Origin of the sequence: Streptomyces sp. NPDC088147 (assembly GCF_044741565.1) — a bacterium.
Classification (GTDB): Bacteria; Actinomycetota; Actinomycetes; order Streptomycetales; family Streptomycetaceae; genus Streptomyces.
Genome location: NZ_JBIUSY010000008.1, coordinates 398,832 through 421,367 on the forward strand (window position 1 = coordinate 398,832; position 22,536 = coordinate 421,367).

The window sequence follows — 22,536 nt, forward strand, 5'->3', positions numbered from 1 at the left end:
GCCGCGCCGCCGTACCCGCACCCCACCGCTCCCGCTGTTCCTCTCCCCCGCTCCCGCTGTTCGACGAGTTCCGACGAGGTCACCGTGCCGCCCACCGAACCGCTCCCCTTCGCCGCCGTCGACCTCGGCGCGTCCAGCGGCCGTGTCATGGTCGGACATGTCTGCGGCCGGGGCGCCGGGACACTGCGTCTGGAGGAGGTCCACCGCTTCCCCAACCGGCCGGTTCGGACCGTGGGCACGCTGCACTGGGACATCCTGTCGCTGTACGGAGGCGTGCTGGACGGGCTGCGGGCGGCCGGCGCGGCGGCGGGGCGCGCGCCCGCGAGCGTCGGTATCGACACCTGGGCCGTCGACTACGGGCTGCTGGACGCCTCCGGCGCGCTGCTCGGCAATCCGGTGCACTACCGGGACACCCGCACCGAGGGCGAGGCGGCGAAGGCCGGCGCGGTGCTGTCACCGTCCGCGCTGTACGAGGCCACGGGCCTCCAGCACCTGCCGTTCAACACGCTGTACCAGCTCACCGCCGCGCACGGCAGTCCGGCGCTCGGCGCCGCGCGCCGGCTGCTGCTGATCCCCGACCTGATCGCGTACTGGCTCACCGGCGAGGAGGGGACCGAGCTCACCAACGCCTCCACCACCCAGCTCATCGACCCCCGGACCCGGGAATGGTCGCGGTCCGTCGCCGACACGCTGGGTATCGATCTGACGCTCTTCGCGCCGCTGCGCGGTCCGGGCGATCCGGCGGGTCGGCTGCTCCCCGAGGTGCTCGCCGAGACCGGGCTGACCGGCCCGGTGCCGGTGACGGCCGTCGGCTCCCACGACACGGCCTCGGCGGTCGCCGCGGTGCCCGCCTCCGGGGACCGGTTCGCCTATGTCGCCACCGGCACCTGGTCTCTGGCGGGCCTGGAGCTGGACGCCCCGGTGGTCACCGAGGAGAGCAGGCGCGCCAACTTCACCAATGAGCTGGGCGTCGACGGCACGGTCCGCTATCTGCGCAACATCATGGGCCTGTGGCTGCTCCAGGAGTGTCTGCGGACCTGGGAGGCCGAGGGCGCGCCGCAGCGGCTCGACCGGCTGCTGCGGGAGGCCGAGGAGGTGCCGGGGCTGCGGTCGTTCGTGGACGCCGACGATCCGGCGTTCCTCGCGCCCGGCGGTATGCCGGACCGTATCCGGGATGCCTGCCGCCATGTCGGAGTCCCGGCGCCGCGGACCCCGGCCGAGATCACCCGCTGTGTCCTCGACTCCCTGGCGCTCGCGCACCGCGGGGCGATCGAGGACGCCCAGCGGCTGTCGGGCCGCGCCGTGGACACCGTGCATGTCGTCGGCGGCGGCGCCCACAACGAACTGCTGTGCCGGCTCACCGCGGACGCCTGCGGGCTGCCCGTCGTCGCGGGTCCCGCCGAGGCCGCCGCGCTCGGCAACGTGCTCGTCCAGGCGCGGGCCGCGGGCGTTGTCCGGGGCGGTCTCGCCGAACTGCGCGCCCTGCTCCGCGCCACGCTGGAGCCGCGCCGGTACGAGCCCACCGGGGACCGGGCGGGCTGGGACCGGGCCGCCGCGCTGCTCGCCGGGGAGGGCGCGCGGCGCTGATATGTCACCTGGTGGACCCTCCCGAGGGGACATACCTGTGGTGACATGCCTCTGGGTGATATATCCGGCGGGGCCCCGTCCCCCGTTAGGATGGTCCACTCGGTCAGGGGAACCAACGCGATGTGACAGAACGGGCAGGACGCGTGGCGCAAACGGTCGGTATCAAGGACGTGGCCCGGCTGGCGGGGGTCTCGGTCGGCACCGTCTCGAATGTGCTCAACCGGCCCGAGAAGGTGTCGGAGCACACCCGCGTGCGGGTGCGGGCGGTGATAGACCAGCTCGGTTTCGTACGAAGCGAGACGGCGCGGCAGCTCAGGGTCGGTACCAGCCGGATCCTCGCCATCCTGGTGCTCGACATGGCGAACCCGTTCTTCGTCGCCGTCGCCAAGGGCGCGGAGCGCGCGGCGCGGGAGGCGGGGCTCGGGGTGATGCTCTGCAACAGCGCGGGCAGCACGGCCGAGGAGGCGGAGTATCTGGCGCTCTTCGCCGAGCAGCGGGTGCGCGGGGTACTGCTCACCCCGGCCGACACGACCGGCGGCAACGTACGGGACTTCGCGCGCCGGGGCATTCCGTTCGTCCATGTCGACCGGGCGGTGCCCGCCGCCGAGGGATGCTCCGTATCGGTGGACGATGTGGCCGGCGGCGCACTCGCCGTCCGGCATCTGCTGGCGGCCGGGCACCGGTCCGTCACGTACATCAGCGGCCCGATGTCGCTCCCCCAGTGCCGGGACCGCCGTACCGGCGCGCTGGCCGCCCTGCGCGAGGCGGGCCTGCCCGAAGAGGCCCTGCGGCAGGTCGAGTCGGCGCGGCTCGATGTGGCGTCCGGTATCGACGCGGGGGCGCGGCTGCTGGGTCTCGCCGACCGCCCCACCGCCGTGTTCTGCGCCAATGACCTGCTCGCGCTGGGCGTGTTGCAGGCGATGTACGGGGCCGGGGTGGAGGTGCCCGGCGATGTGTCGATCGTCGGCTATGACGACATCGAGTTCGCGGCGGCGGCCGTCGTACCGCTCACGTCCGTACGACAGCCGGCCGCCGCTATGGGACGGGCGGCGGCGGAGATGCTGATGGACGAGACGGGCCCGGACGCGGAGCGTCACACGCATCGTTCGGTCGTCCTCCAGCCCGAACTGGTGGTGCGCAGTTCGACGCGCCGCCTGGGACGCTGAGCGCGTGACGGCCGTCGGCGGGTGGTGAGAATTCCCCCGTCCGTGTCACTGCCGGGCCTCGGCCACGGGCCGTCTTCCACTGATCGGGCCCCGGAAGGCGTACCGCGTGGTGACGGGGGCGGACAGCCGCCCCGGGCACGGCGCCCGGTGGCCCCGCAACTCACGTCGTCCCCGCGGCGGTTGGATCAGGCGGGCGCGGCGTAACAGCGGACGGTGACCGTCTGCCCCGGGGCCCAGCGCTGCTCGACGACGGCGAGCAGGCTCCAGCCCATGCGTTCGTAAAGTGCCGCCGCGGCGGCGTCGGTTGACACCACGTCCAGTACGGGGTGCAGACCGCGGTGTCTGGCTTCCCTCGCCGCCTGCGCCATGAGCAGGGCGCCGATCCCGTGTCCGCGCACCGAGGGGTCGACGAACAGGCGGCTCACCACGGCGGTCTCACGGATGCTGGTGCCGGCGCGGCTGCTCCAGAGCGCCGGGGCCACATCGCCCTCGCCCGCCGGGCAGAGAGCGAGGTGGCCGACGATCCGGCCGTCCAATTCGGCGACCCAGGCGTCGAGTTGGACGGGTTGAGCGAGCCAGCCCATGGGGTGCTCCGGCCAGTTCACCGGGTATCCGTCGCCCTTGTGCACCTCGGCCAGGACCCGCACACACGCGTCGAGGTCATCCCTGCCGCGACGCCGGACATCACACATGGGGATGTCATCGGCCGTAGGCATAGTCTGTCGATTCACCGAACCATGCAACCACAGACCGACGGCTCTCCCGTTCGGGTCCAACAGCCGAACGGCAGGGGAACGGACACGGAACGCGCTCCTGAAACCGCTCCGTTTGAGCCACAGTTGGCTCAAGACATGGTCAACAGATCACCAAGTGAAATCGTTGGCCAAGGCTGTCACGGATAGTCTCCGGCCGTGATATTGAGCAGACACACTCAGAGACCCCCCATGTCCACCGGAACACCTCGCAGGACGCTGCTTCGCGCGGCCCTCGCGGGAACCGCCGTCACCGCGGGCGTGACGCTTGCCGTGCCCTCCGCGGGCGCGACCGTCACCCGCCCGAGCAGCGCCCGCCCGGCAACCCCCGAGCAGGCACTTCACGAACTCTCCGAGGGCAACAAGCGCTGGCGAACCTTCCGCCAGCAGCACCCGCACGAGAATGCGACCGTGCGGCAGTCCCTGGTGACGGGCCAGCACCCCTTCGCCGTCGTCCTCGGGTGCATCGACTCCCGGGTGGCCCCGGAGCTCGCCTTCGATCAGGGTCTGGGCGACCTGATGACCGTACGGTCGGCCGGCGAGGTCCTGGACGAGGCCGTCCTCGGCAGCATCGCCTATGGCGTGCTCGAACTGGAGATCCCGCTGGTCCTCGTCCTGGGCCACCAGTCGTGCGGCGCCGTCGCCGCGGCGGTCGAGGCGGACGAGACGGGCGAGCGGCTGCCGTCGCACATTCAGTATCTGGCCGACCAGATCAAGCCCGCCATCGATCACACCCAGCAGGGCGACGCACGCGTTGACGCCACCGTCAGCGCCAACGTCAGGATGGTCCGTTCCCGCCTCGCCGCCGAGCCCGACCTCGCGGCCAGGGTGTCCACGGGCAAGCTGGCCATCGTCGGTGCCCGCTACGAGCTCGCCAGCCAGCTGGTCCACCAGATCGCCTGACCGGCTTCCCGCGTCGCCACTCGATCGTTCCCTGACCGGGGCCGGAAGGTGTCCCGGTCAGGGAACGATCGAGTCGATGAGTCCGCCGTCGACCCTGATCGCCGCCCCGGTGGTGGCCGAGGCGAGGGGCGAGCTGAGGTAGACCACCATGTTCGCGATCTCCTCGGGCTCGATCAGCCGCTGGAGCAGGGACTGCGGGCGGTGTTCGAGCATGAAGGCGCGCTGCGCCTCGCCCCAGGGAAGCGACGAGCCCACCAGCCCGTACACGAACTCCTCCACGCCGGGCGTGTGGGTCGGCCCCGCGAGTACGGAGTTGACGGTCACGCCGCTGCCCGCCGCGGCCTTGGCGAATCCCCGGGCGACCGCGAGCAGCGAGGTCTTGGACACTCCGTAGTGGATCATCTCGGCGGGGATGGCGATCGCGGAGTCACTGGCGATGTACTGGACGCGTCCCCAGGACCGCTCGGTCATCCCGCCCAGATAGGCCCGGGTGAGCCGGACCGCGGTCAGGACATTGACCTCGAAGTACCGCCGCCACTCCTCGTCGCTGATCTCCAGCGCGGGCCGGGCGCCGAAGATGCCCAGATTGTTGATGAGGATGTCCGCCCGGGGCAGTGCGTCGAGCACCTGCCGGGCCCCCTCGTCCGAGGCGATGTCACCGGGCACGGCGAGGAATTCACCGTCGGGCACCTGCCCGCTCAGGCGCTCCAGCGCCGCGTCCACCGAGTCGGCGCCGCGCCCGTTGACGGCGACGCGGGCCCCGGCGCGGGCGAGTCCCGCCGCGATGGCCGCGCCGATCCCCTGCGTCGAGCCCGTCACCAGTGCGGTCTTTCCGGTGAGGTCGATCTGCACGATTCAGGTCCCTTTCCGGTGTCCTCATTGCGTCATGCCCATGGTGTGCGAGGGACGCGCCAGGTCCCGGCCCGACGTGCCGGGCGGCGTGTCGGGCGGCTTGCCGGGGCCGGCGCCCTGGCGCGCGGGTGTCGTGATGATCCGTCATCGGATTCCGCCTGCCCCTTGATGTGAACCCGACACCTGTGTCATATATGTCTAGACCATTGCCCCCAGGTGGAGGACACGGCCATGAGAAGGACCCTCAGCCTTGCCGCCCTCGCGTCCGCCGCCGTCCTCGCGCTGGGCGCGTGCGGCACCGGCGACGAGGCCGCGAAGGCGCCTTCGGCGCCCGCCGGCGTCACGGCCCAGGCCGGGAGTGCCACTTCCGTCCATGTCATGTGGAAGCCGGCCGCCGGCAAGGACGGAGTCAGCGGATATGAGGTGTACCGGGGCAAGACGAAGATCAAGGACGTCCCGGCGGGCCAGAGCATGATCGATGTCACCGGGCTGAAGCCGTCCACCGCCTACACCTTCAGCGTCCGGGCCCGGGGCGCCGAGGGCACCGTCTCCCCGCCCAGCGGCGAACTGGCCGTCACCACACCGGCCGCGGTCGCCGAGGACAAGAAGGCCCCGGCACAGCCGACCGGGGTGACCGGCAAGAGCGACGGCGCCCGGGGCGCCCGGCTCAACTGGGCCGCGGCGGCGGGCGACCAGGGCATCACCTCGTACGACATCCACCAGGGCGGCTCCAAGATCCATAGCGTCGACGGGAAGGCGACCGGCGCGCGGCTCACCCAGCTGCGGCCGGGGACCCGCTACAGCTTCACCGTCACCGCGCGGGACGCGGCCGACAACAGCTCGCCCGCCAGCCGGCCCGTGGAGATCACGACGCCGCGCGGCCCCGGCGACGATCCCGACACCGCGCCGATCGACTTCCGTGCCGCGACACACGCCGCCGACGGCGCTCACTACGTGGATCTGTCCTGGCTGGCGCCGAAGACCGGCGGCAAGGTCCCCTCGTATCAGATCTATCTCGACGGGAAGTTCGCGACGACCCTGATCTGGGGCGGCGAGCCTCCGACGGGCCGGGCCACCTACAGCGTGTACGCGAGCAAGAAGGCCGGCGAGACCTACCGGGTGAAGATCCGCGCCAAGCTGCCCGACGGCAACTGGGGCAAGTTCTCCGCGGAACGCACCATCGTCACGGGTGGCGCCCGGCCCTGACGACGGACAACGGGCCCCGCTTCGGGGAAGGATGGGGCACGCGGGACCGCCCGCATTCACGACAGGAGCCACCGATGTCCGTCCGCAGAGTCGTACCCGACATCCGGTCCGAGGCCATGAAGGAGAGCCGGGACTTCTACGGACTCCTCGGACTGGAGGAAGTCATGAACCTGGGCTGGGTCATGACGCTCGCCTCCCCTTCCCAGCCCAGCGCGCAGCTGACGCTGATGCGGCATGACGAGTCCGTCGCCGTCGTCCCCGATCTGAGTATCGAGGTGGACGACGTGGACACGGTGTACGCGGCGGTCGTCGCGAGCGGAGCCGAGATCGTCTACCCCCTGCGTGACGAGGCGTGGGGGGTACGGCGGTTCTTCGTCACCGATCCCAACGGCCGGGTGGTCAATGTGGTGAGTCACCTCCGGCAGTGACACGGGCGCCCTCCTCCGGGCCGGACGACGCGATCTCGTCGAGATGGTTCTCCACCCAGGCGCGTACCTGCCCGAGCGGTTCGGAGACGCTCACGCCGAGCGCCGTGAGCGCGTACTCCACATGGAGCGGCACGGCCGGATAGACCGTGCGGTCGACGAAGCCGTGGTCCTCCAGCCTGCGCAGGGTGCTCGTCAGCACCTTGGGGCTGACGCCCTGCAGCCGTCGCTGCAGCGCCCCGAACCGCTGCGGCCCCTCCTCCAGCGCGCCGATCGCCAGCGCGGCCCATTTGTTGGCGAGCAGATCGAGCACATCCCGGCACGGGCACTGGGCCGCGTAGACGTCGTGCTCGGCGTGTCGGCCCGTCGTACAGGTGATGGCCATCGCGCGTCCCTCCATACTGCCCCGAGCTGCATACTTCCCCGGAGATAGTAATTGCCCTTGCGGGAAACCAATACCCCGGGGATAGCTTGCGGACGTCGGACAGCAGCCGCCGGGGGTGCGCAGTCGCCCCCGCACGCACCACAGGAGAACCGCGATGAGCGACAACGCGAAGACGATGCGCGCGATCACCCAGGACACCTTGGGCGGACCCGAGGTACTCCGGCTCACCGAGCTGGCACGGCCGGAACCTCTGCCGACCGAGGTACAGGTACGGGTCCACGCGGCGGGGGTGAACCCCGTCGACTGGAAGACCCGCGAGGGCGGCGGTATGTCCGGTGTCCTGGGGGAACCTCCTTTCGTGCTGGGCTGGGATGTCTCCGGCGTCGTGACGGCGGTCGGTTTCGGTGTCCACACCCTTCAGGTGGGCGACGAGGTGTACGGAATGCCGTGGTTCCCCCGGCAGGCCGGCGGCTACGCCGAGTATGTGACCGCGCCCTCCCGCCAGTTCGCCCGGAAGCCCGCGTCGGTCGGCCATGAACTGGCCGCGGCGGTACCACTGGCCGCGCTCACCGCGTGGCAGGCGCTGACCGACGCCGCGCGGGTCGAGCCGGGACAGCGTGTTCTCGTCCATGCCGCCGCGGGCGGCGTGGGCCACTTCGCCGTGCAGTTCGCCAAGCACCTCGGCGCTCATGTCATCGGCACCGCCAGCGCCGCCAAACACGACTGGCTGCGCTCCCTCGGCGCCGATGAGCTCGTCGACTACACCGCGGTCCGGTTCGAGGACGCCGTACGCGACGTCGATGTGGTCATCGATCTCGTCGGGGACGGGCACGACGCGACAAGCACCCGCTCACTCGGGACCCTGCGGCCGGGCGGCGTCCTCGTCGCCGTGCCCTCCGGCATCTCCCCCGGGCTTTACGACGCGGCCCTCGCCAGGGGCGTGCGCGCGACCGCCTTTCTGGTGGAGCCCGACGGCGTTTCCCTGACCCGGATCGCGGGGCTGATCGACGAGGGCGTCACGAAGGTCGAGGTCGAGGACGTCCTTCCGCTGGCCGACGCGGCCGAGGCACACCGCCGGGGCGAGCGGGGACGCACCCGCGGCAAGCTCGTCCTGCGCGTCACCTCCTGACATCCGCCGGGGGCCGCTGCCCCCGGCCCCCGGCCGGGCTCCGGCTCGTACATCACCCGCTCGGCTTCGGACCGTGGCATGAAGGCGCTCTCCCTCCCTCCTGCTCCTGACCCGCAGCCGGGTCAGGAGCCCCCGGCGGCCACCCTCGCGCGGCGATTCGTGCGCCGGTTCGTGCGCCACCGCCGTCGGCTCGGATGCCAGTCCCGCTGGTTCCGTCGGTTCGGATGCGGGTTCGTGACCGTGCTCGTGCTCGCGTCCGGATGCGAAGTCGTGTCCGCGTACTGGTGCCGGTGCTGGTGCTCGTCCTCTCTCCTCATACCTCGGGGCAGGGTCCCCGGCATGCGGGAGAGAGCCGCCGGGACGCGGGGCAGGGCGTGTGCGTCGGGCCGCCATGAGCAGCGTGTCAAGACTGGCCCGGTGCCACTGGATCTCGTCCGGGTGGTCCGCCACCAGCAGACGCTGAACGGCTGTCCGCGCCGCCTCCGACTCGGGCCGCCCCTGTCCGAGGTCCGGCCGCAGCCGCTCCAGATAGGCCCGTTCGTACGGATCAGCCACCAGCTCGGCCAGCTGGACCGGATCGAGCACACAGCCCGCGATGGCGGCCCGCTCCCAGGGGTCCCCGCTCTCGTGCAGCAACTGACCGATGCGCCGGCCCCGCCAGTTGCGCGGACGCCAGTCCTCCCCCGCTTCCAGACCGGCCCGCAGCGGCCGGGGGAACCGTCCGGCGAGCAGAGCCGGTTCCCTGGCGGCGAAGGACCGCAGTTCCTCGGCCAGATAGAGCCATACGACCGTGCGATAGCGGTTCAGGTAGAACCTCACCGGCACGATGAACCCCGACCGGGCCAGCTGCGCGAAGCGTCCCGGGCTGACAGACATCAGCGCCGCCCCCTCGGCCGTGCCAACGGTCCGCACCCGCTCGCGCAGGGTGTCCGGGAATCCCTCCGCCGCCCGCAGACGGTCGATCTCCAGGCGCGTGACCTGCCGTCGGCCCAGGGTCACCCCGGCGGTCGAGCCGGCGGTCGTCGCGACGGCGCTGGTCATGGTACGGATGTGCCCGAGCTGCGCGGCGAGCTCGAACTCGCCGCGCCGCAGCTCCAGTTCCCGCGCGGCCCGGTCGGCGCCGACGGCCCGTGGCACTTTCCCCGTGGTCTCCACCGCCTCGGCCGTCGCGGCCAAGGCGGTCGTGTTCGGTGCCCCGGCGTCGTCGTTCCGGGTCTGTGACTGAGCATCGCTGACGGACATGGTGGTCCTCCCCCGTGAGTCGTAACTACTCTCGGTGACGACCGTAGCGCGGCAGCGGCATTCCTCGCCGAGCCTGTGGATAACTCCCGGACCGGGCCCGGAATCCGGCCCGTCAGAGACCGCTCAGACTGGTGCCTCCCGGCTGCCGTGCCGCGACACCGAGGTGCTCGCCGACCCGGTTGACGAGCAGCGTCATCTCGTAGGCGACCTGACCGACATCGGCCTCGGCCGCCGTCAGGACGCACAGACAGCTGCCGTCACCGGCGGCGGTGACGAACAGCAGCGCCTCGTCGAACTCGACCATCGTCTGCCGCGCCTGGCCGGCCCGGAAATGCCGCCCCGATCCCCGCGCGAGGCTGTGCAGCCCCGAGGAGACCGCCGCGAGATGCTCCGCGTCCTCGCGCGCCAGTCCGCTGCTGGCCCCTGTCACCAGGCCGTCGTTGGACAGCACCAGCGCGTGCTTGATGTGCTCGACTCGTTCGGTCAGGTCGTCGAGCAACCAGTCGAGTCCCTTTTCCAACGGCATTGTCGTTCCTCCCCGTTCAGGTGTTCCCCATGGTTCCGCAACGCCCGTAGCCTTCCTCACCGGCCGCTCACGGGCAAGCGGGTCCCCGGGGCGTCGCGTCGCGTCGGCCGCCCCGGCGGCGGAAAATGCGGACATGGCGACAAACATGAGCAAGGAGCAGTGGCACGCCTTCGTCTCGGAAGGTACGCGCACCGGCAAGCTGTCCACCGTACGGGCCGACGGGAGCCCGCACATCGCGCCCGTCTGGTTCGTACTGGACGGCGACGATCTCGTCTTCAACACCGGCAAGGACACCGTGAAGGGCCGCAATCTGCTGCGCGACGGCCGGCTCGCGCTGTGCGTGGACGACGAACGTCCGCCGTTCGCCTTCGTGGTGATCAACGGTCGGGCCGAGATCCACGAGGAGCCGGACCAACTGCGCGCCTGGGCGACGCGGATCGCCGCGCGGTACATGGGCGAGGAGCGGGCGCGGGAGTTCGGGGAGCGCAACGGGGTGCCGGGCGAACTGGTGGTACGGGTGAAGATCGACAAGGTGCTGGCCTTCGCGGGAGTCGCCGACTGACGTACGGGCGGGGCGCCCGACACGACTCCGTGCCGGACGCCCCGCCGCACGCCCCGCACGCGCGGCACGCCCCGCCCGCGCCGCCCGCGCCGCACGCCCCGCCCGCGCCGCACGCGATCTCAGCCTCAGGCGGCCGACCGCATGCTCAGCCCCTCGACCGGTCCGGAGAGCGCGGCCTTGAAGACACGGCTCACCTCGTCGGCGAGGACCTCGCTCTCGCCCTTCTCCAGCGCGGTGATGACATCGCGGGCCACATCCCGCGGATCGTTCTTGACGACGTCCAGGTCACGGATCATGTCGGTGTCCGTGTACCCCAGATGGACCCCCACCACCTGCGTTCCCTGGGGCGCCAGTTCCAGCCGGAGCGAGTTGGTGAGCGACCACAGAGCCGCCTTCGTCGCACCGTAGACACCGGCCCCCGCCGCCCAGGACAGCGCCGAGTGGATATCGACCAGCGCGCCGCCACCGCGGGCCGCGAGCACAGGGGCGAACGCCTGGGCGACGCGCAGCGCACCGAACACATTCGCCTCGAAGAGGGCCCTGACCTCATCGATACCGACCTCGGTCAGCGAGCCTCCGGCGAAGACCCCCGCGTTGTTGATGACGATGGAGACGTCGCCGGCCCTGCGCGCCAGTTCCGCGACCGAGTCCCCGTCGGTCACCTCCAGCGGCAGGGGAACGATCCGCGGGTCGCTCTCGGCGACGGGTGTACGGGCCGTGGCGTAGACCTTGGCGGCCCCCGCCTCCAGCAGTTCCTGTACGAAGGCCCGGCCCAGGCCGCGCTGTCCGCCGGTGACCAGGGCGATCGCTCCGTTGACGGTGGTCATATCGCTCTCTCCTCATGGAATAGACAGAGGCGTAATCGTTTAGCCTCTGTCTCTACCGTGCTCGCCCGTCGCGACATAGTCAAGTAGGATTCGGTTATGTCATGGGTAGCCAGTGAGCGATATCGCGTACGCCAGGCCCCTGCCGGACTCGCGCTCGTGCAGGAGCTGATCAACACCCGCGCGATCAGCGACTACGCGCCCGATCTTCTGGCCGACCGCGAGAGTGCCGAGCGGTGGCTGACCGGCGCCGCCGGGGAGTGGGCCCGTATCCACGGCCTCGGCTCCCCCGACTGTGCGCTGTCCCCGTCGGATCCCCGGGCCCTGCGCGACCTGCGGGACTCCTTCGAGCGGCTGCTCACCACCACGCCCCCCGCATCGGATACGGATCCCGCGGCGGGCGAGACACCCCGTCCCGCACCCGCTCCCGTTCGCGGCGGCGGGCCCGTTCGTGGCGTGACGGTGCGACTCGCACCCGACGAGCAGGGGCAGGTACAGCTGCTCCCGGTCGGCCGGGGGCGCGACTGGCTGGAGTCGGCCCTCTGGTCGGAGACACTGCTCGCCCAGCGGGCCGGAACGTGGGCCCGGCTCAAGATCTGCCGCAACGGCGAGTGCGGATCGTCCTTCTACGACACGTCGCGCAACAACAGCGGCGTCTGGCACGACGTACGCATCTGCGGCAACGCCGTCAATCTGCGCGCCTCACGGCAGCGCAAGCGGATACGGGCCGCCGCCGAGAGCGACAGCAAGCACAAGGACGAAGCCGCGGCCAAGGACAAGGACAAGGGCGCACCGACCGGTTGATCCCTCACACGGTCCGCGACACCGTTCGCGCCCCGAGGTGCCGCTCGCGAGAAGACGACCCCGAGGAGACGCCCCTCAGTCCTGTGCGGCGGCGCGGAGCGTGAGGTAGTGCCGTTCCGGAAGGCTGGTCGTACGGCGCGCCGCCTCCCGGTAGTTCTCCAGCGCGCCCTGCCGGTCACCGGCCATTTCCAGGAGATGGGCCCGCGCCACATACAGCCGGTGGTTGCCCGCCAGACGGCCGTTCGCGGTGAGGTCCTCGATGATGGCGAGCCCGGCGTCCGCGCCGCGCACCATCGCGACGGCCACCGCCCGGTTCAGCGACACGACCGGACTGGCGGACAGTTGCTCCAGCACTCCGTACAGGGCGAGGATCTGCGGCCAGTCCGTCTCCTCGACCGTCGCGGCCTCGTCGTGGACGGCGGCGACCGCCGCCTGGACCTGATACGGGCCGAGAGGCCCCTTCGGCAGGGTGACCGTGAGGAGCGCGGTGCCCTCGTCGATGGCCCGCGCGTCCCAGAGCGCCCGGTCCTGCTCCGCGAGCGGGATCAGCTCACCGTCGGGGCCGGTGCGCGCCGCGCTTCTCGCGTGGGTGAGCAGCATCAGCGCCAGCAGACCTGCCACCTCGCTGTCATCGGGGAGCAGTTCATGGGCGGCCCTGGTCAGCCGGATCGCTTCCCGGGACAGCTCGACCCGTTGCAGATCAGGGCCCTCGCTGGTGGCGTACCCCTCGTTGAAGATCAGATAGAGGACATGCAGCACGGCGACGAGCCGGTCGGCGCGCTCCTCGCCCTCCGGCATCCGGAACGGGACAGCGGACGTCTTGATCCGCTGCTTGGCCCGGCTGATGCGCTGTCCCATCGTCGTCTCCGGCACCATGAAGGCGCGCGCGATCTGGCTGGTGCTCAGACCACCGACGCAGCGCAGGGTCAGCGCGATCGCGGCCGTGGGCGACAGTGCGGGATGGCAGCACAGGAACAGCAGGACCAGCGAGTCGTCCCGGTCCGCCGGGTCCTCGCGGTCCGCCGCCGGCGCCGTCGTCCGGTCGGCGGGCAGTTGTCTCGCCGCCAGGTCCTCGCGGCGGCGGCGCGCCTGCTCGCCACGTACCTGCTCGGTCATCCGGCGGCTCGCGACCTGGATCAGCCAGCCGCGTGGGTTGCGGGGCATGCCCTCGTCGGGCCACTGCGTCGCCGCCGCGAGCAGGGCTTCCTGCACGGCGTCCTCGGCCGAGTCGAAGTCCCCGAACCGCCGGGTGAGCACGCCGACGACCTGCGGCGCCAGCGTGCGCAGCAGGTCCTCGGCCGTCGTCTCCCCGTCGATCGGCGGATCCGTCCCCGGATCGGGCTCGGGCTCCGCCGGGCGGGGGGTCGTGTCAGTCAGCGCTCACATCTCCTCGGGCGGTCCCGCCATCACCTGGCGCACCTCGATCGGCATGTTCAGCGGCTTTCCGCCGGGGCCGGGCGCCGTCGAGATGTCCGCGGCCAGCTCCACCGCCCGCTCGGCGCTGTCGCAGTCCACGATCCAGTAACCGGCCAGGAATTCCTTGGTCTCGGGGAAGGGCCCCTCGGTGATGACGGCGGAGCCGTCGCCGCCCGCCCGTACGATCCTGGCCTGGTCGGGACCCGCCAGCCCCTCCGCCGACACCAGCTCGCCCGCCTCGGAGAGCTTCGTGTTCGTGTCACGCATGAAGGCGATATGGGCCCTGAGTTCGTCCTGGGTCCACTCCGTGATCGGCGGGAAGTTCACGGTCGTCTCACTGAACTGCATCAGCAGCATGTACTTCATGACGTTCTCCTCACTGTCGCGCCCTTCTCGGCGCTCTCACTGACAGGTAGAAGCACGCGCCGTGATTTCGACATCCTCGACGGGGACGAGCGAAGATTTCTCGGAAAAATCTTCGCGGGGAGCCCCCTGGATCCTCCGAGACCCCAGAACATCCCGAATGTCCGGAACCTCTGGGACAAGCTACCCCCGGGAAAAGCCGACGGGAAGTGGGGCGGCCCGGACGGTGTGACGACCGCGCCGTGGATCATAGCCACATGGCCCATGACCACACACATGTGCAGGAATTCTTCGGCTCCCGGGCGGCGGACTGGGACGCTCGTTTCCCCGACGACGGTCCGGCCTATGCCGCCGCCGTCGCCGACCTCGGGCTGCGCCCCGGTGACGCCGTGCTGGACGCGGGCTGCGGGACGGGCCGCGCGCTGCCTCCCCTGCGGGGCGCGGTGGGCGCGCGGGGCACGGTCCTGGGCGTGGATCTGACCCCGGAGATGCTCGCCGCGGCCGTACGCGCCGGCCGCCGCACCGCCGGACAGCTGCTGCTCGCGGATGTGGGCCGTCTGCCGGTGCGTTCCGCGGTGCTCGACGCGGTGTTCGGTGCGGGGCTGATCGCGCATCTCCCGCACCCCGGCGAGAATCTGCGGGAGCTGGCCCGGGTCGTACGGCCGGGGGGCCGGCTGGCGCTGTTCCATCCCCTCGGCCGGGCGGCGCTGGCGGCCCGGCAGGGCCGGCGGATCACAAACGAGGATCTACGCGCCGAGCCCAACCTCCGCCCGCTGCTGGCTGGTTCGGGCTGGCGGCTGGAGTCGTACACCGACGAGGACTCCCGCTTCCTGGCCCTGGCGGTACGCCACTGCTGAGCCCCAGCCGCGCGCCACTGCTGAGCCCCGGCGGTACGCCACTCCTGAGCCCAGGGCGGTACGCCACGGCTCAGCTCCGCTTCCCGGCGGCTCTCAGGGCGCGCACCGGGGAAGGGCCTCTTCTGCCGGGGCCCGGACGACCGTACGTTGGAAGGGCGGCCCCGAGTCCCTGGCGTTGCTCGGGGCCCCGACGGCCGCGCGGCCCCGAGCAACGCCAGGCAGCAGGGAAGGTGGACCCCGTGTTCAGCAGACTGCGCAGGATCCTCGTGTCGGACCGTGCCACCGTCCCGGCCGCCGATCGGCCCCCGGCCCGGCCGCACAACATATTCGAGGCCGCCGCCGGCTATGTGTCGGCGTGCGCGGACGACGATCAGCAGCGGATCGACGAGGCGGCGGGCTGGGTCTCCCCCGAGGCCCTCTCCTTCGGTGTCAGCGAACTCGCCTGCCGGGCGGTCATCGCGCTGGCCCGCGAGCGCGACGAGTCGCCGCAGACCGTGGCCCGCGGTCTGCTCGGCCTGCCCGCGGCCGGGCCCTGAGCGGGAAAGCCTGCTCGTACCGCGCTCTCGACGTCCGGGTTACCCACTGGTTAGGGTGCGCCGACAACCGATGGGTTCGGGAGGCGCGGTGACCGGAACGGAAGACTCCGTGGACGACGACGCACTGTATGTGCTCACCGCCGCGCTGCTCACACCGGCGGGATTCCCGGCCGTGCTCGGCGACGACTACCCGGAAGCCTGCGCCGCCCTCGGTCTCGATCCGTACGACCGGGGTTACGGGCTGGTCATGGGCCAGGACGGCGCCGGGGCCCGCTGGACGGTGGTGGTGGACGACGTGTCGCTGGTCGCGGTCGCGATCGCGGCCTGGGACTGCGGCATGGAGCACGATCTGTCCCCGGGGGAACGGACCGTGGTGTGCGCCCTGCCCGGCTGGCCCGTCGCCCTGGCGGTCGCGGCGCCCGGCGTACCCGCCCCGCACGACCCGGAACCGGAACCCGGCTCCGAGGAGAGCCGCCTCCGGCCGCCCCTCGCCCCGCCCGACACGGAGACATGGGGCCCGGCTCAGCGGCGCCTCGGCGCGGACGGAATCGCCCTCCAGTGGACGGCGTGGCGGGAACAGCTCCACGGCAAGGAGCCGGAGGCCGCCGGCAGCGACAGCGCACCGGCGGCCGGCCACGAGGGGGTGCGACGCGTGCTGAAGGAACTGCGCGGCTATCTGGACACGCCACCGCCCCCCGGCCGGGTCCGCTCCGGCTTCGCCCCTGGCGAGGCCCGGACGCTGCGCGCCGACGGCCCCGGCTGGTCCTTCGTCGCCAGGACCGACGACATGGCGTTCGTCCTGCTGGACGAGGAGCCGGGGGAAGTGCTGCCGGTCGGCCGGGGCACGGAACTGCCCGAGCTGCTGAAGGCGCTCGACAACATGGCCGTACGCCCGGCCTGACACCCCCCACGGACGGCGCCCCACGGAGCGGCGCTCCACGCGGACGGCCGCGGACGGCCGGCTTCCGGTCACGAATCCCGGAGCGTGCGCGTGCGGGGCCACGGACCGTCCGGCCCGGAGCCCCACACGCGGATGATTCAGCCCGGCCGGGTCAGCGGCCGAGTTCCTTCCGGCTGATCCTCCGCAGCCTGCGGCGCTGCGACGGGTCCAGCATCAGATACGCGGCCGCCGGCACGCCGAGCACCACCAGTAGCGAGAACCAGAATCCGATCAGCGGTATCAGAAGAAGGCCTACGGCCACTCCCCCGATGGCGATCTTCGTACGTGTCGACATCCCGACGCCTCCTTCGCGGCCAAGCCGCTTCCTGCCCAGTGAACGCGCACGGGCGTTCGGCAGTTCCACTATGCGCCCGCGCGCAGCGGTTCGCCGACCTCATACATATGGCCGAGTGCCTGGCGGTACGACTCGATCAGTCCGGTCTCCGTGTACGGGAGCCCCAGCGAGAGGCAGTGGGCGCGCACCATCGGCTGGGCGAGCCGCAGATGGGGGCGCGGCATGCTGGGGAAGAGATGGTGCTCGATCTGGTAGTTCAGCCCGCCGAGGAACCAGTCGGTCAGGAATCCGCCGCGGACGTTCCGCGAGGTCAGGACCTGACGGCGGAGATGGCCCCAGCCCTCGCTGTTCTCCGGGTCGGGCATTTCCATGCCCTTGTGGTTGGGCGCGAAGGCCATGCCCAGATGGAGACCGAGGAGCATCTGGTTGATCACGGCGAAGACGATGGCCTGGCCGACGGTCATCGTGGTCAGCAGCAGGGTCACGTACGCCACGACATGGGCGGTGAGCAGCGCTCCCTCGGTCACCCGCCGGCGGGCGGGCATCCGGTCGTCACCGCGGGAGAAGACGGCTTGGAAGCCGTACACCTTGAGGGCGATGCCCTCCAGCGTGGTCAGCGGGAAGAACAGCCATGCCTGGTGACGGGTGAGCCAGCGGCGCAGTCCGGTGCGGCCCGCGGTCTGGTGCTGGGTGAAGACGAGGATGTCGGCGGCGACATCCGGGTCCTTGTCGATGTGATTCGGGTTGGCGTGGTGCCGGTTGTGCTTGTCGTTCCACCACTCCTGGCTCATACCGAGCATCAGGTTGGCGTGGACGAGCTGGATGACACGGCCCCGGCCCCGGTCGGAGGTGATCTGGGCATGTCCCGCGTCATGGCCGACGAACGCCATACGCGCGGACACGACGGCCAGCGGCGGCGCGAGAAGCAGCGTCCACCAGGAGGATCCGAGGAGCACCATTCCGGCGACGATCGCGGCCAGGAAAAGGAAGTTGACGGTGATGCCCCGGGTGTACCAGGCGACCCGGCGCTCCAGGAGCCCCTGTTCCCTGACCGTACGGAGGAGAGGTGCGAAGTCGCTGCCGCCGGCGCGGCCGACTGCGGGGTCGGGTATGGGCTCCGCGAGCGGGGTGGCGGCGGCTTGGGGCATGTCGGTCTCCGGTCTGTAGGCCGAGGTGGGCGCTGAGAGAGGGCCGCGCGGACTGCGTCGGCCCCCTTGAAACGTAGGGGTGCGTACTACCGGGCAGCCATGGCGCCACCACCCGGAAGAGGTGGGTGCTGTCCGGGGGGTGGGGGTGGTGCTGGCTACACCTGGGATGTCGAGGGAGTGAGTCAGGTCACGGCGGCGCCGTCGCCGCGTGGCTTCGCGGTGAGGTACCCTCGGCGGCTCCGACCCGCATTAGTCAAACTTGAGGAATGCGTCTTCGCTGTGCACAGGCTCCCCGCGGCAACGCTCTCCCGAACCGCCGAACTCGCAAACTGTTCCACCGTCTTTCTCCCCGCGGATCCGGCTCGCACCGGACGGATCGCCTTCTGGCGACCCGACGGCGCGGAGCCGCCTTCCGGACCGGGCTCCCCGGAGGAACTGGCCGTCGTCGACACCGAAGGCCACCTTCTCACGGTCCGGGCGCTGTTGACTCCCCTATCCGCCGCTCTCCCCGTGCTCACCAGGGCCCGCGCCGCGGCGAACACCTCACCGTCCGCCGCCTTCTGGGGTGCCGCGTCGCTGCTGGCCCTGCAACTCGCCGCCCGTGGGCGGCTGTTGCCCGGCCTGACCGGCACGGATCACGACGCGTGGCGGGCTGGACCGCTGACCGCCGAGGATCTGGAGCGGATCCGCGCGCTGGCCGCGGCCATGCCGCCCAGCGCGCACGCTGTACCGCTCGGCACCACCACCGCCGGCCCGCCCGCCGACCCGGCGGACGAGCTTCTTCTCCCCCGGCCGGAGGGGCTCTTGAGGGCCTTCCTCGACGCGGTCGTCGACGGGCTGCCGCGTACGCCGGCCGCCACGCTCGTCGCGGCGGGACCCGCCTTCGCCGCCACCCCGCCGCGGCGCTTTCCCGCGCTGCGCGACTGGGCCGGGGATGTGGCGGCGGGGCACGACACGGGCGTACGGCTCTCGCTGCGCGTCGAACTGCCGGGCCTGGCCGACGCGTCGGGCACCGCGGGGCCGGTCTTCCACGCCGTCCTCCAGATGCACAGCGTCAGCGACCCCTCGGTGGTCTCCGACGCCGCAGACGTGTGGTCGGGTTCGGCGGCGGCCTTCGGTCCGCGCGCCCGGATGGACGCCCTGCTCGCGCTGCGCCGCGCCGCCCGTGCCTGGCCGCCGCTCACCCCGCTGCTCTCGGCCGCCGTGCCGGACTCCATCGAGCTCGCGGACGAGGAGGTCACCGAACTGCTGGGGGAGGCGGCCGGGGCGCTCGCCGCGACCGGCGTCCAGGTGCACTGGCCCAGGGAGCTGGCGCGCACGCTGACGGCCCGCGCGGTCATCGGCCCCGCGGAGGACGGGGCCGACTCCGACGCGGCGGACAGTGCCGAGACCGCCGGAACCGGCGGATCCCCGCGACGGGGGACGGATCTGCCCGCCTTCCTGTCGGCCGACGCGCTCCTCTCCTTCAACTGGCACTTCGCGCTGGGCGATCAGCGGCTCTCGCGCGCCGAGCTGGACCGGCTCGCCGAGGCGAGCCGTCCCGTCGTCCGGCTGCGTGACCAGTGGGTTCTGATCGACCCGGCGGAGGCCCGGCGCGCCCGCGAGAGCCAGGACCGCAAGCTCAGTCCGGTCGACGCGCTCGAAGCCGTACTGACCGGCTCCACCGAGGTCGGGGGCCGCCGGGTCGAGGTGCGGGCGACGGGCTGGCTCGCCACCCTGCGCGACCGGCTCGCCGATCCGGAGCGCGCGGAACAGGAGATCGGACAGCCGGCCGCGCTCGCCGCGACGCTCCGCGACTACCAGCTCCGCGGGCTCAACTGGCTGCACCGCATGACCTCGCTCGGACTCGGCGGCTGTCTCGCCGACGACATGGGGCTCGGCAAGACCATCACGCTCATCGCGCTCCATCTGCACCGGCAGACCGACCCGGCGGCGGCCGGCCCGACCCTGGTGGTCTGCCCGGCCTCCCTGATGGGGAACTGGCAGCGCGAGATCGAACGGTTCGGTCCCGGCACACCGGTGCGCCGCTTCCACGGTGCCTCGCGCAGTCTGGAGGAGCTGGGCGACGGCGAGTTCGTCCTCACCACCTACGGCACCATGCGGCTGGACGCGGCGAGACTCGGCGGGACGGACTGGGGCATGGTCGTGGCCGACGAGGCGCAGCACGTCAAGAACCCGTACTCCGCCACCGCCCGGCAGCTGCGCACGATCGGCGCCAGGGCCAGGGTCGCCCTGTCCGGCACCCCCGTGGAGAACAACCTCTCCGAACTGTGGGCGATCCTCGACTGGACGACCCCCGGGCTCCTCGGCCGCCTCGGCACGTTCCGCACCCGCTACGCGGAGTCCGTCGAGAGCGGCAACGACCCGGCGGCGGCCGAACGGCTCGCCGCGCTCGTCCGTCCGTTCCTGCTGCGCCGCAGGAAGTCCGATCCGGGGATCGCACCCGAACTGCCGCCCAAGACCGAGACCGACCGCGCCGTCTCCCTCACCAGGGAACAGGCCGGCCTGTACGAAGCGGTGGTACGGGAGACCCTCGCGGCGATCGCGGAGGCGGACGGCATGGAACGCCGCGGGCTCGTCGTCAAACTGCTGACCGCGCTCAAGCAGATCTGCAATCACCCGGCGCAGTATCTGAAGGAGGACCGGCCGCGCCTCACCGACCGCTCCGGGAAGCTGGAGCTGCTGGACGAGTTGCTCGACACGATCCTCGCGGAGGACGCGAGCGTGCTCGTCTTCACCCAGTACGTACAGATGGCGCGGCTGCTGGAGCGGCATCTCGCGGCGCGCGGCGTGCCGACCCAGTTCCTGCACGGCGGTACGCCGATCGCCGAGCGCGAGGCGATGGTGGACCGCTTCCAGAACGGTGAGGTGCCGGTCTTCCTGCTGTCGTTGAAGGCGGCGGGCACCGGGCTCAATCTGACCCGCGCCGAGCATGTCGTGCACTTCGACCGCTGGTGGAACCCGGCCGTCGAGGCACAGGCGACGGACCGCGCGTACCGCATCGGACAGCTCCGGCCCGTACAGGTGCACCGGATGATCACCGAAGGCACGATCGAGGACCGGATCGCCGAGATGCTGGCACGTAAACAGGGGTTGGCCGACGCCGTACTGGGCTCCGGCGAGGCGGCCCTGACCGAACTGACCGACGCCGAGCTGGCGGATCTGGTGGAGCTGCGAGGGAGCGCCCGATGAGTGGTACGTACAACGGGTACGACGGCGGTTCCGAGGACGGTTCGCCGGAGGGATCCGAGGACGGTTCGGTGGGCGGTTCCGCGGGCGGCGACGAGCGCACCTTCGCCGCCCTGGCGCCCGCCCAGGGCCGGGCCTTCGCGCAGACCTGGTGGGGCCGGGCCTGGCTGAAGGCGCTGGAGGACACCGCGCTCGACGGCCAGCAGTTGAAGAGGGGGCGCAGACAGGCCCGCGAGGGCGCCGTCGGCGCCGTGTCCGTACGGCCGGGCCGGATCACCGCGGTCGTCCAGGACCGGGACGGCACCGCCCAGCGCAGCGACGTGCTGTTGCAGCAGCTGAGCGAGGAGGAATGGGACCGCTTCCTGGACATGGCGGTCGACCGGGCGGGGCACATCGCGGCCCTGCTCGACCGGGAGATGCCGCCGCATCTGGTGGAGGACGCCGCGGGCGCCGGGGTCGAGCTCCTCCCCGGCATAGGCGACCTTGAGCCCGAGTGCGGCTGCGAGGCCTGGGACCACTGCCCGCACTCCGCCGCGCTCTGCTATCAGATGGCCAGGCTGCTGGACCAGGATCCGTTCGTCCTGCTGCTGATGCGGGGCAGGAGCGAGCGGCGGCTCCTCGACGAGCTTCAGGTACGCAGCGTCGCGCGCGCCGCCCGTACGAAGGAGGAGCCGGGAGACGGTACGCGTGACGGCGGCGCCCGGAGCGGCGAGGAGGCGGGCGTACCGGCCGTGGCCGCCTTCGCGGCGCGCGGCCACCTGCCCCCGCTGCCCGCTCCCCCGCCGCTGCCGCCGGAGCCGGGACAGCCTCCGGCCCTGGACACGGAGGGCGCGCCGCCGGCCGGGATCGACGCGGACGCCCTGGAGTTCCTCGCCGCGGACGCGGCGGCGCGGGCGCTGCGTCTGCTGTCGGAAGCGATGCTGCCCGGCCATGAACAGCAGCCGGAGGAACCGGAGCTGACGCCCGCACAGGACGCGGTACGGCTGGCCGCGACGACGTCCGACCAGCGGCTGGTGGCGCGGCTCGCCTCGGGCTCCGGCCGGCGGCCGGCCGAGCTGGAGCTCGCGGTACGCGCCTGGAGGTACGGCGGTGCGGCGGCCCTCGCCGTACTGGAGGACACCTGGACCCCGGAGCCCGAGGTCCTCGCACGGGCCACGGCCGCTCTCGACGCGGCCTGGGAGGACGGGGACCGGCCTCGGCTGCGGGCGGGCGGCGGCGGTCGCTGGACCGTGGCCGGGACACCGGCGCAGGTGCGGTACGGCCGCGACGGGCGCTGGTGGCCGTACCGCAAGGAGCGCGGGCGCTGGGCCCCGGCCGGTCCGGGAGGCCCCGATCCCGCGGCGGCCCTCGCGGACGCGCTCACCGAGGACGCGCTCACCGAGGACATGCCCACCGGGGAATGAGCCGGTCCGTACGGCACGGTGGCCCG

The 22,536-nt window shown here is 72.0% G+C and carries 22 protein-coding genes and 1 pseudogene; 13 read left to right on the forward strand and 10 right to left on the reverse strand.

The window, feature by feature from the left end; genetic code table 11:
• Positions 1–84: 84 nt before the first annotated feature.
• Positions 85–1,587 (forward strand): rhamnulokinase family protein, encoded by a 1,503-nt coding sequence (locus ACIOGX_RS28015; protein ID WP_401917310.1) that lies wholly within the window; start codon positions 85–87, stop codon positions 1,585–1,587.
• Between the two features lie 143 nt (positions 1,588–1,730).
• Complete coding sequence (locus tag ACIOGX_RS28020) at positions 1,731–2,753, forward strand: LacI family DNA-binding transcriptional regulator (protein WP_356516264.1); 1,023 nt, start codon at positions 1,731–1,733, stop codon at positions 2,751–2,753.
• A gap of 185 nt (positions 2,754–2,938) precedes the next feature.
• Here ACIOGX_RS28020 and ACIOGX_RS28025 read toward each other — a convergent pair whose 3' ends face one another.
• Positions 2,939–3,469 carry a GNAT family N-acetyltransferase gene (locus ACIOGX_RS28025; protein WP_356516262.1) on the reverse strand — a complete coding sequence of 177 codons (531 nt, stop codon included), beginning with the start codon at positions 3,467–3,469 and terminating at the stop codon, positions 2,939–2,941.
• Between the two features lie 228 nt (positions 3,470–3,697).
• On the opposite strand from ACIOGX_RS28025, the gene ACIOGX_RS28030 reads away from it, so the two are divergent.
• Complete coding sequence (locus ACIOGX_RS28030) at positions 3,698–4,408, forward strand: carbonic anhydrase (RefSeq protein WP_356516260.1); 711 nt, start codon at positions 3,698–3,700, stop codon at positions 4,406–4,408.
• A 57-nt stretch (positions 4,409–4,465) separates the two neighbouring features.
• Here the strand turns inward: ACIOGX_RS28030 and ACIOGX_RS28035 are convergent, their stop codons facing one another.
• On the reverse strand, positions 4,466–5,260 hold the full coding sequence (locus ACIOGX_RS28035; protein WP_401917315.1) for an SDR family NAD(P)-dependent oxidoreductase: 795 nt from the start codon (positions 5,258–5,260) through the stop codon (positions 4,466–4,468).
• 231 nt (positions 5,261–5,491) lie between these two features.
• Here ACIOGX_RS28035 and ACIOGX_RS28040 point away from each other — a divergent pair, with 231 nt between their 5' ends.
• Positions 5,492–6,466, forward strand: coding sequence for a fibronectin type III domain-containing protein (locus ACIOGX_RS28040; RefSeq protein ID WP_401917318.1), 975 nt, complete (start codon positions 5,492–5,494; stop codon positions 6,464–6,466).
• Positions 6,467–6,540: 74 nt separating this feature from the next.
• Positions 6,541–6,894 (forward strand): VOC family protein, encoded by a 354-nt coding sequence (locus ACIOGX_RS28045; protein WP_129766339.1) that lies wholly within the window; start codon positions 6,541–6,543, stop codon positions 6,892–6,894.
• Here the strand turns inward: ACIOGX_RS28045 and ACIOGX_RS28050 are convergent.
• Complete coding sequence (locus tag ACIOGX_RS28050) at positions 6,866–7,276, reverse strand: winged helix-turn-helix transcriptional regulator (protein WP_401917321.1); 411 nt, start codon at positions 7,274–7,276, stop codon at positions 6,866–6,868. The two genes, ACIOGX_RS28045 and ACIOGX_RS28050, sit on opposite strands and share 29 nt — an antisense overlap.
• 154 nt (positions 7,277–7,430) lie before the next feature.
• On the opposite strand from ACIOGX_RS28050, the gene ACIOGX_RS28055 reads away from it, so the two are divergent.
• Complete coding sequence (locus ACIOGX_RS28055) at positions 7,431–8,405, forward strand: NADP-dependent oxidoreductase (protein ID WP_356516252.1); 975 nt, start codon at positions 7,431–7,433, stop codon at positions 8,403–8,405.
• Positions 8,406–8,822: 417 nt separating this feature from the next.
• Here ACIOGX_RS28055 and ACIOGX_RS28060 read toward each other — a convergent pair.
• Positions 8,823–9,647: pseudogene (locus tag ACIOGX_RS28060) on the reverse strand (DUF6397 family protein); the annotation flags it as partial.
• 112 nt (positions 9,648–9,759) lie between these two features.
• On the reverse strand, positions 9,760–10,173 hold the full coding sequence (locus tag ACIOGX_RS28065) for a roadblock/LC7 domain-containing protein (protein WP_129766342.1): 414 nt from the start codon (positions 10,171–10,173) through the stop codon (positions 9,760–9,762).
• Between the two features lie 133 nt (positions 10,174–10,306).
• Here ACIOGX_RS28065 and ACIOGX_RS28070 point away from each other — a divergent pair, with 133 nt between their 5' ends.
• Positions 10,307–10,735 carry a PPOX class F420-dependent oxidoreductase gene (locus ACIOGX_RS28070; RefSeq protein ID WP_356516248.1) on the forward strand — a complete coding sequence of 143 codons (429 nt, stop codon included), beginning with the start codon at positions 10,307–10,309 and terminating at the stop codon, positions 10,733–10,735.
• Positions 10,736–10,860: 125 nt separating this feature from the next.
• On the opposite strand, the gene ACIOGX_RS28075 is transcribed toward ACIOGX_RS28070, so the two are convergent.
• Positions 10,861–11,562, reverse strand: a complete 702-nt coding sequence (locus tag ACIOGX_RS28075; protein WP_401768632.1) for an SDR family oxidoreductase — start codon at positions 11,560–11,562, stop codon at positions 10,861–10,863.
• Positions 11,563–11,658: 96 nt separating this feature from the next.
• Between ACIOGX_RS28075 and ACIOGX_RS28080 the strand changes: the two genes are divergently transcribed.
• On the forward strand, positions 11,659–12,363 hold the full coding sequence (locus ACIOGX_RS28080) for a CGNR zinc finger domain-containing protein (RefSeq protein WP_401917325.1): 705 nt from the start codon (positions 11,659–11,661) through the stop codon (positions 12,361–12,363).
• 75 nt (positions 12,364–12,438) lie between these two features.
• Here the strand turns inward: ACIOGX_RS28080 and ACIOGX_RS28085 are convergent, their stop codons facing one another.
• Entirely contained in the window at positions 12,439–13,680 is a 1,242-nt protein-coding gene (locus ACIOGX_RS28085; RefSeq protein ID WP_401917560.1) for an RNA polymerase sigma factor, read from the reverse strand.
• Positions 13,681–13,743: 63 nt separating this feature from the next.
• Positions 13,744–14,145 (reverse strand): YciI family protein, encoded by a 402-nt coding sequence (locus ACIOGX_RS28090; protein ID WP_383971766.1) that lies wholly within the window; start codon positions 14,143–14,145, stop codon positions 13,744–13,746.
• 254 nt (positions 14,146–14,399) lie between these two features.
• Between ACIOGX_RS28090 and ACIOGX_RS28095 the strand changes: the two genes are divergently transcribed.
• The 3 genes from ACIOGX_RS28095 (at position 14,400) to ACIOGX_RS28105 (ending at position 16,436) form a co-directional block, all read left to right on the forward strand.
• Positions 14,400–14,999, forward strand: a complete 600-nt coding sequence (locus tag ACIOGX_RS28095; protein ID WP_401917328.1) for a class I SAM-dependent methyltransferase — start codon at positions 14,400–14,402, stop codon at positions 14,997–14,999.
• A 239-nt stretch (positions 15,000–15,238) separates the two neighbouring features.
• Positions 15,239–15,535 (forward strand): hypothetical protein, encoded by a 297-nt coding sequence (locus ACIOGX_RS28100; RefSeq protein WP_383971771.1) that lies wholly within the window; start codon positions 15,239–15,241, stop codon positions 15,533–15,535.
• Positions 15,536–15,605: 70 nt separating this feature from the next.
• Positions 15,606–16,436 carry a hypothetical protein gene (locus ACIOGX_RS28105; RefSeq protein WP_401768625.1) on the forward strand — a complete coding sequence of 277 codons (831 nt, stop codon included), beginning with the start codon at positions 15,606–15,608 and terminating at the stop codon, positions 16,434–16,436.
• 151 nt (positions 16,437–16,587) lie between these two features.
• Here the strand turns inward: ACIOGX_RS28105 and ACIOGX_RS28110 are convergent, their stop codons facing one another.
• Positions 16,588–16,770 (reverse strand): hypothetical protein, encoded by a 183-nt coding sequence (locus tag ACIOGX_RS28110; protein WP_129766350.1) that lies wholly within the window; start codon positions 16,768–16,770, stop codon positions 16,588–16,590.
• A 68-nt stretch (positions 16,771–16,838) separates the two neighbouring features.
• Complete coding sequence (locus ACIOGX_RS28115) at positions 16,839–17,918, reverse strand: fatty acid desaturase family protein (protein WP_401917332.1); 1,080 nt, start codon at positions 17,916–17,918, stop codon at positions 16,839–16,841.
• Positions 17,919–18,197: 279 nt separating this feature from the next.
• On the opposite strand from ACIOGX_RS28115, the gene ACIOGX_RS28120 reads away from it, so the two are divergent.
• Together ACIOGX_RS28120 and ACIOGX_RS28125 are read left to right on the forward strand one after the other, a co-directional pair.
• On the forward strand, positions 18,198–21,110 hold the full coding sequence (locus ACIOGX_RS28120) for a DEAD/DEAH box helicase (RefSeq protein WP_401917334.1): 2,913 nt from the start codon (positions 18,198–18,200) through the stop codon (positions 21,108–21,110).
• On the forward strand, positions 21,107–22,510 hold the full coding sequence (locus ACIOGX_RS28125) for an SWF or SNF family helicase (RefSeq protein ID WP_401917337.1): 1,404 nt from the start codon (positions 21,107–21,109) through the stop codon (positions 22,508–22,510). The genes ACIOGX_RS28120 and ACIOGX_RS28125 overlap by 4 nt, the downstream gene beginning before the upstream one ends.
• The last annotated feature ends 26 nt before the right edge of the window (positions 22,511–22,536 follow it).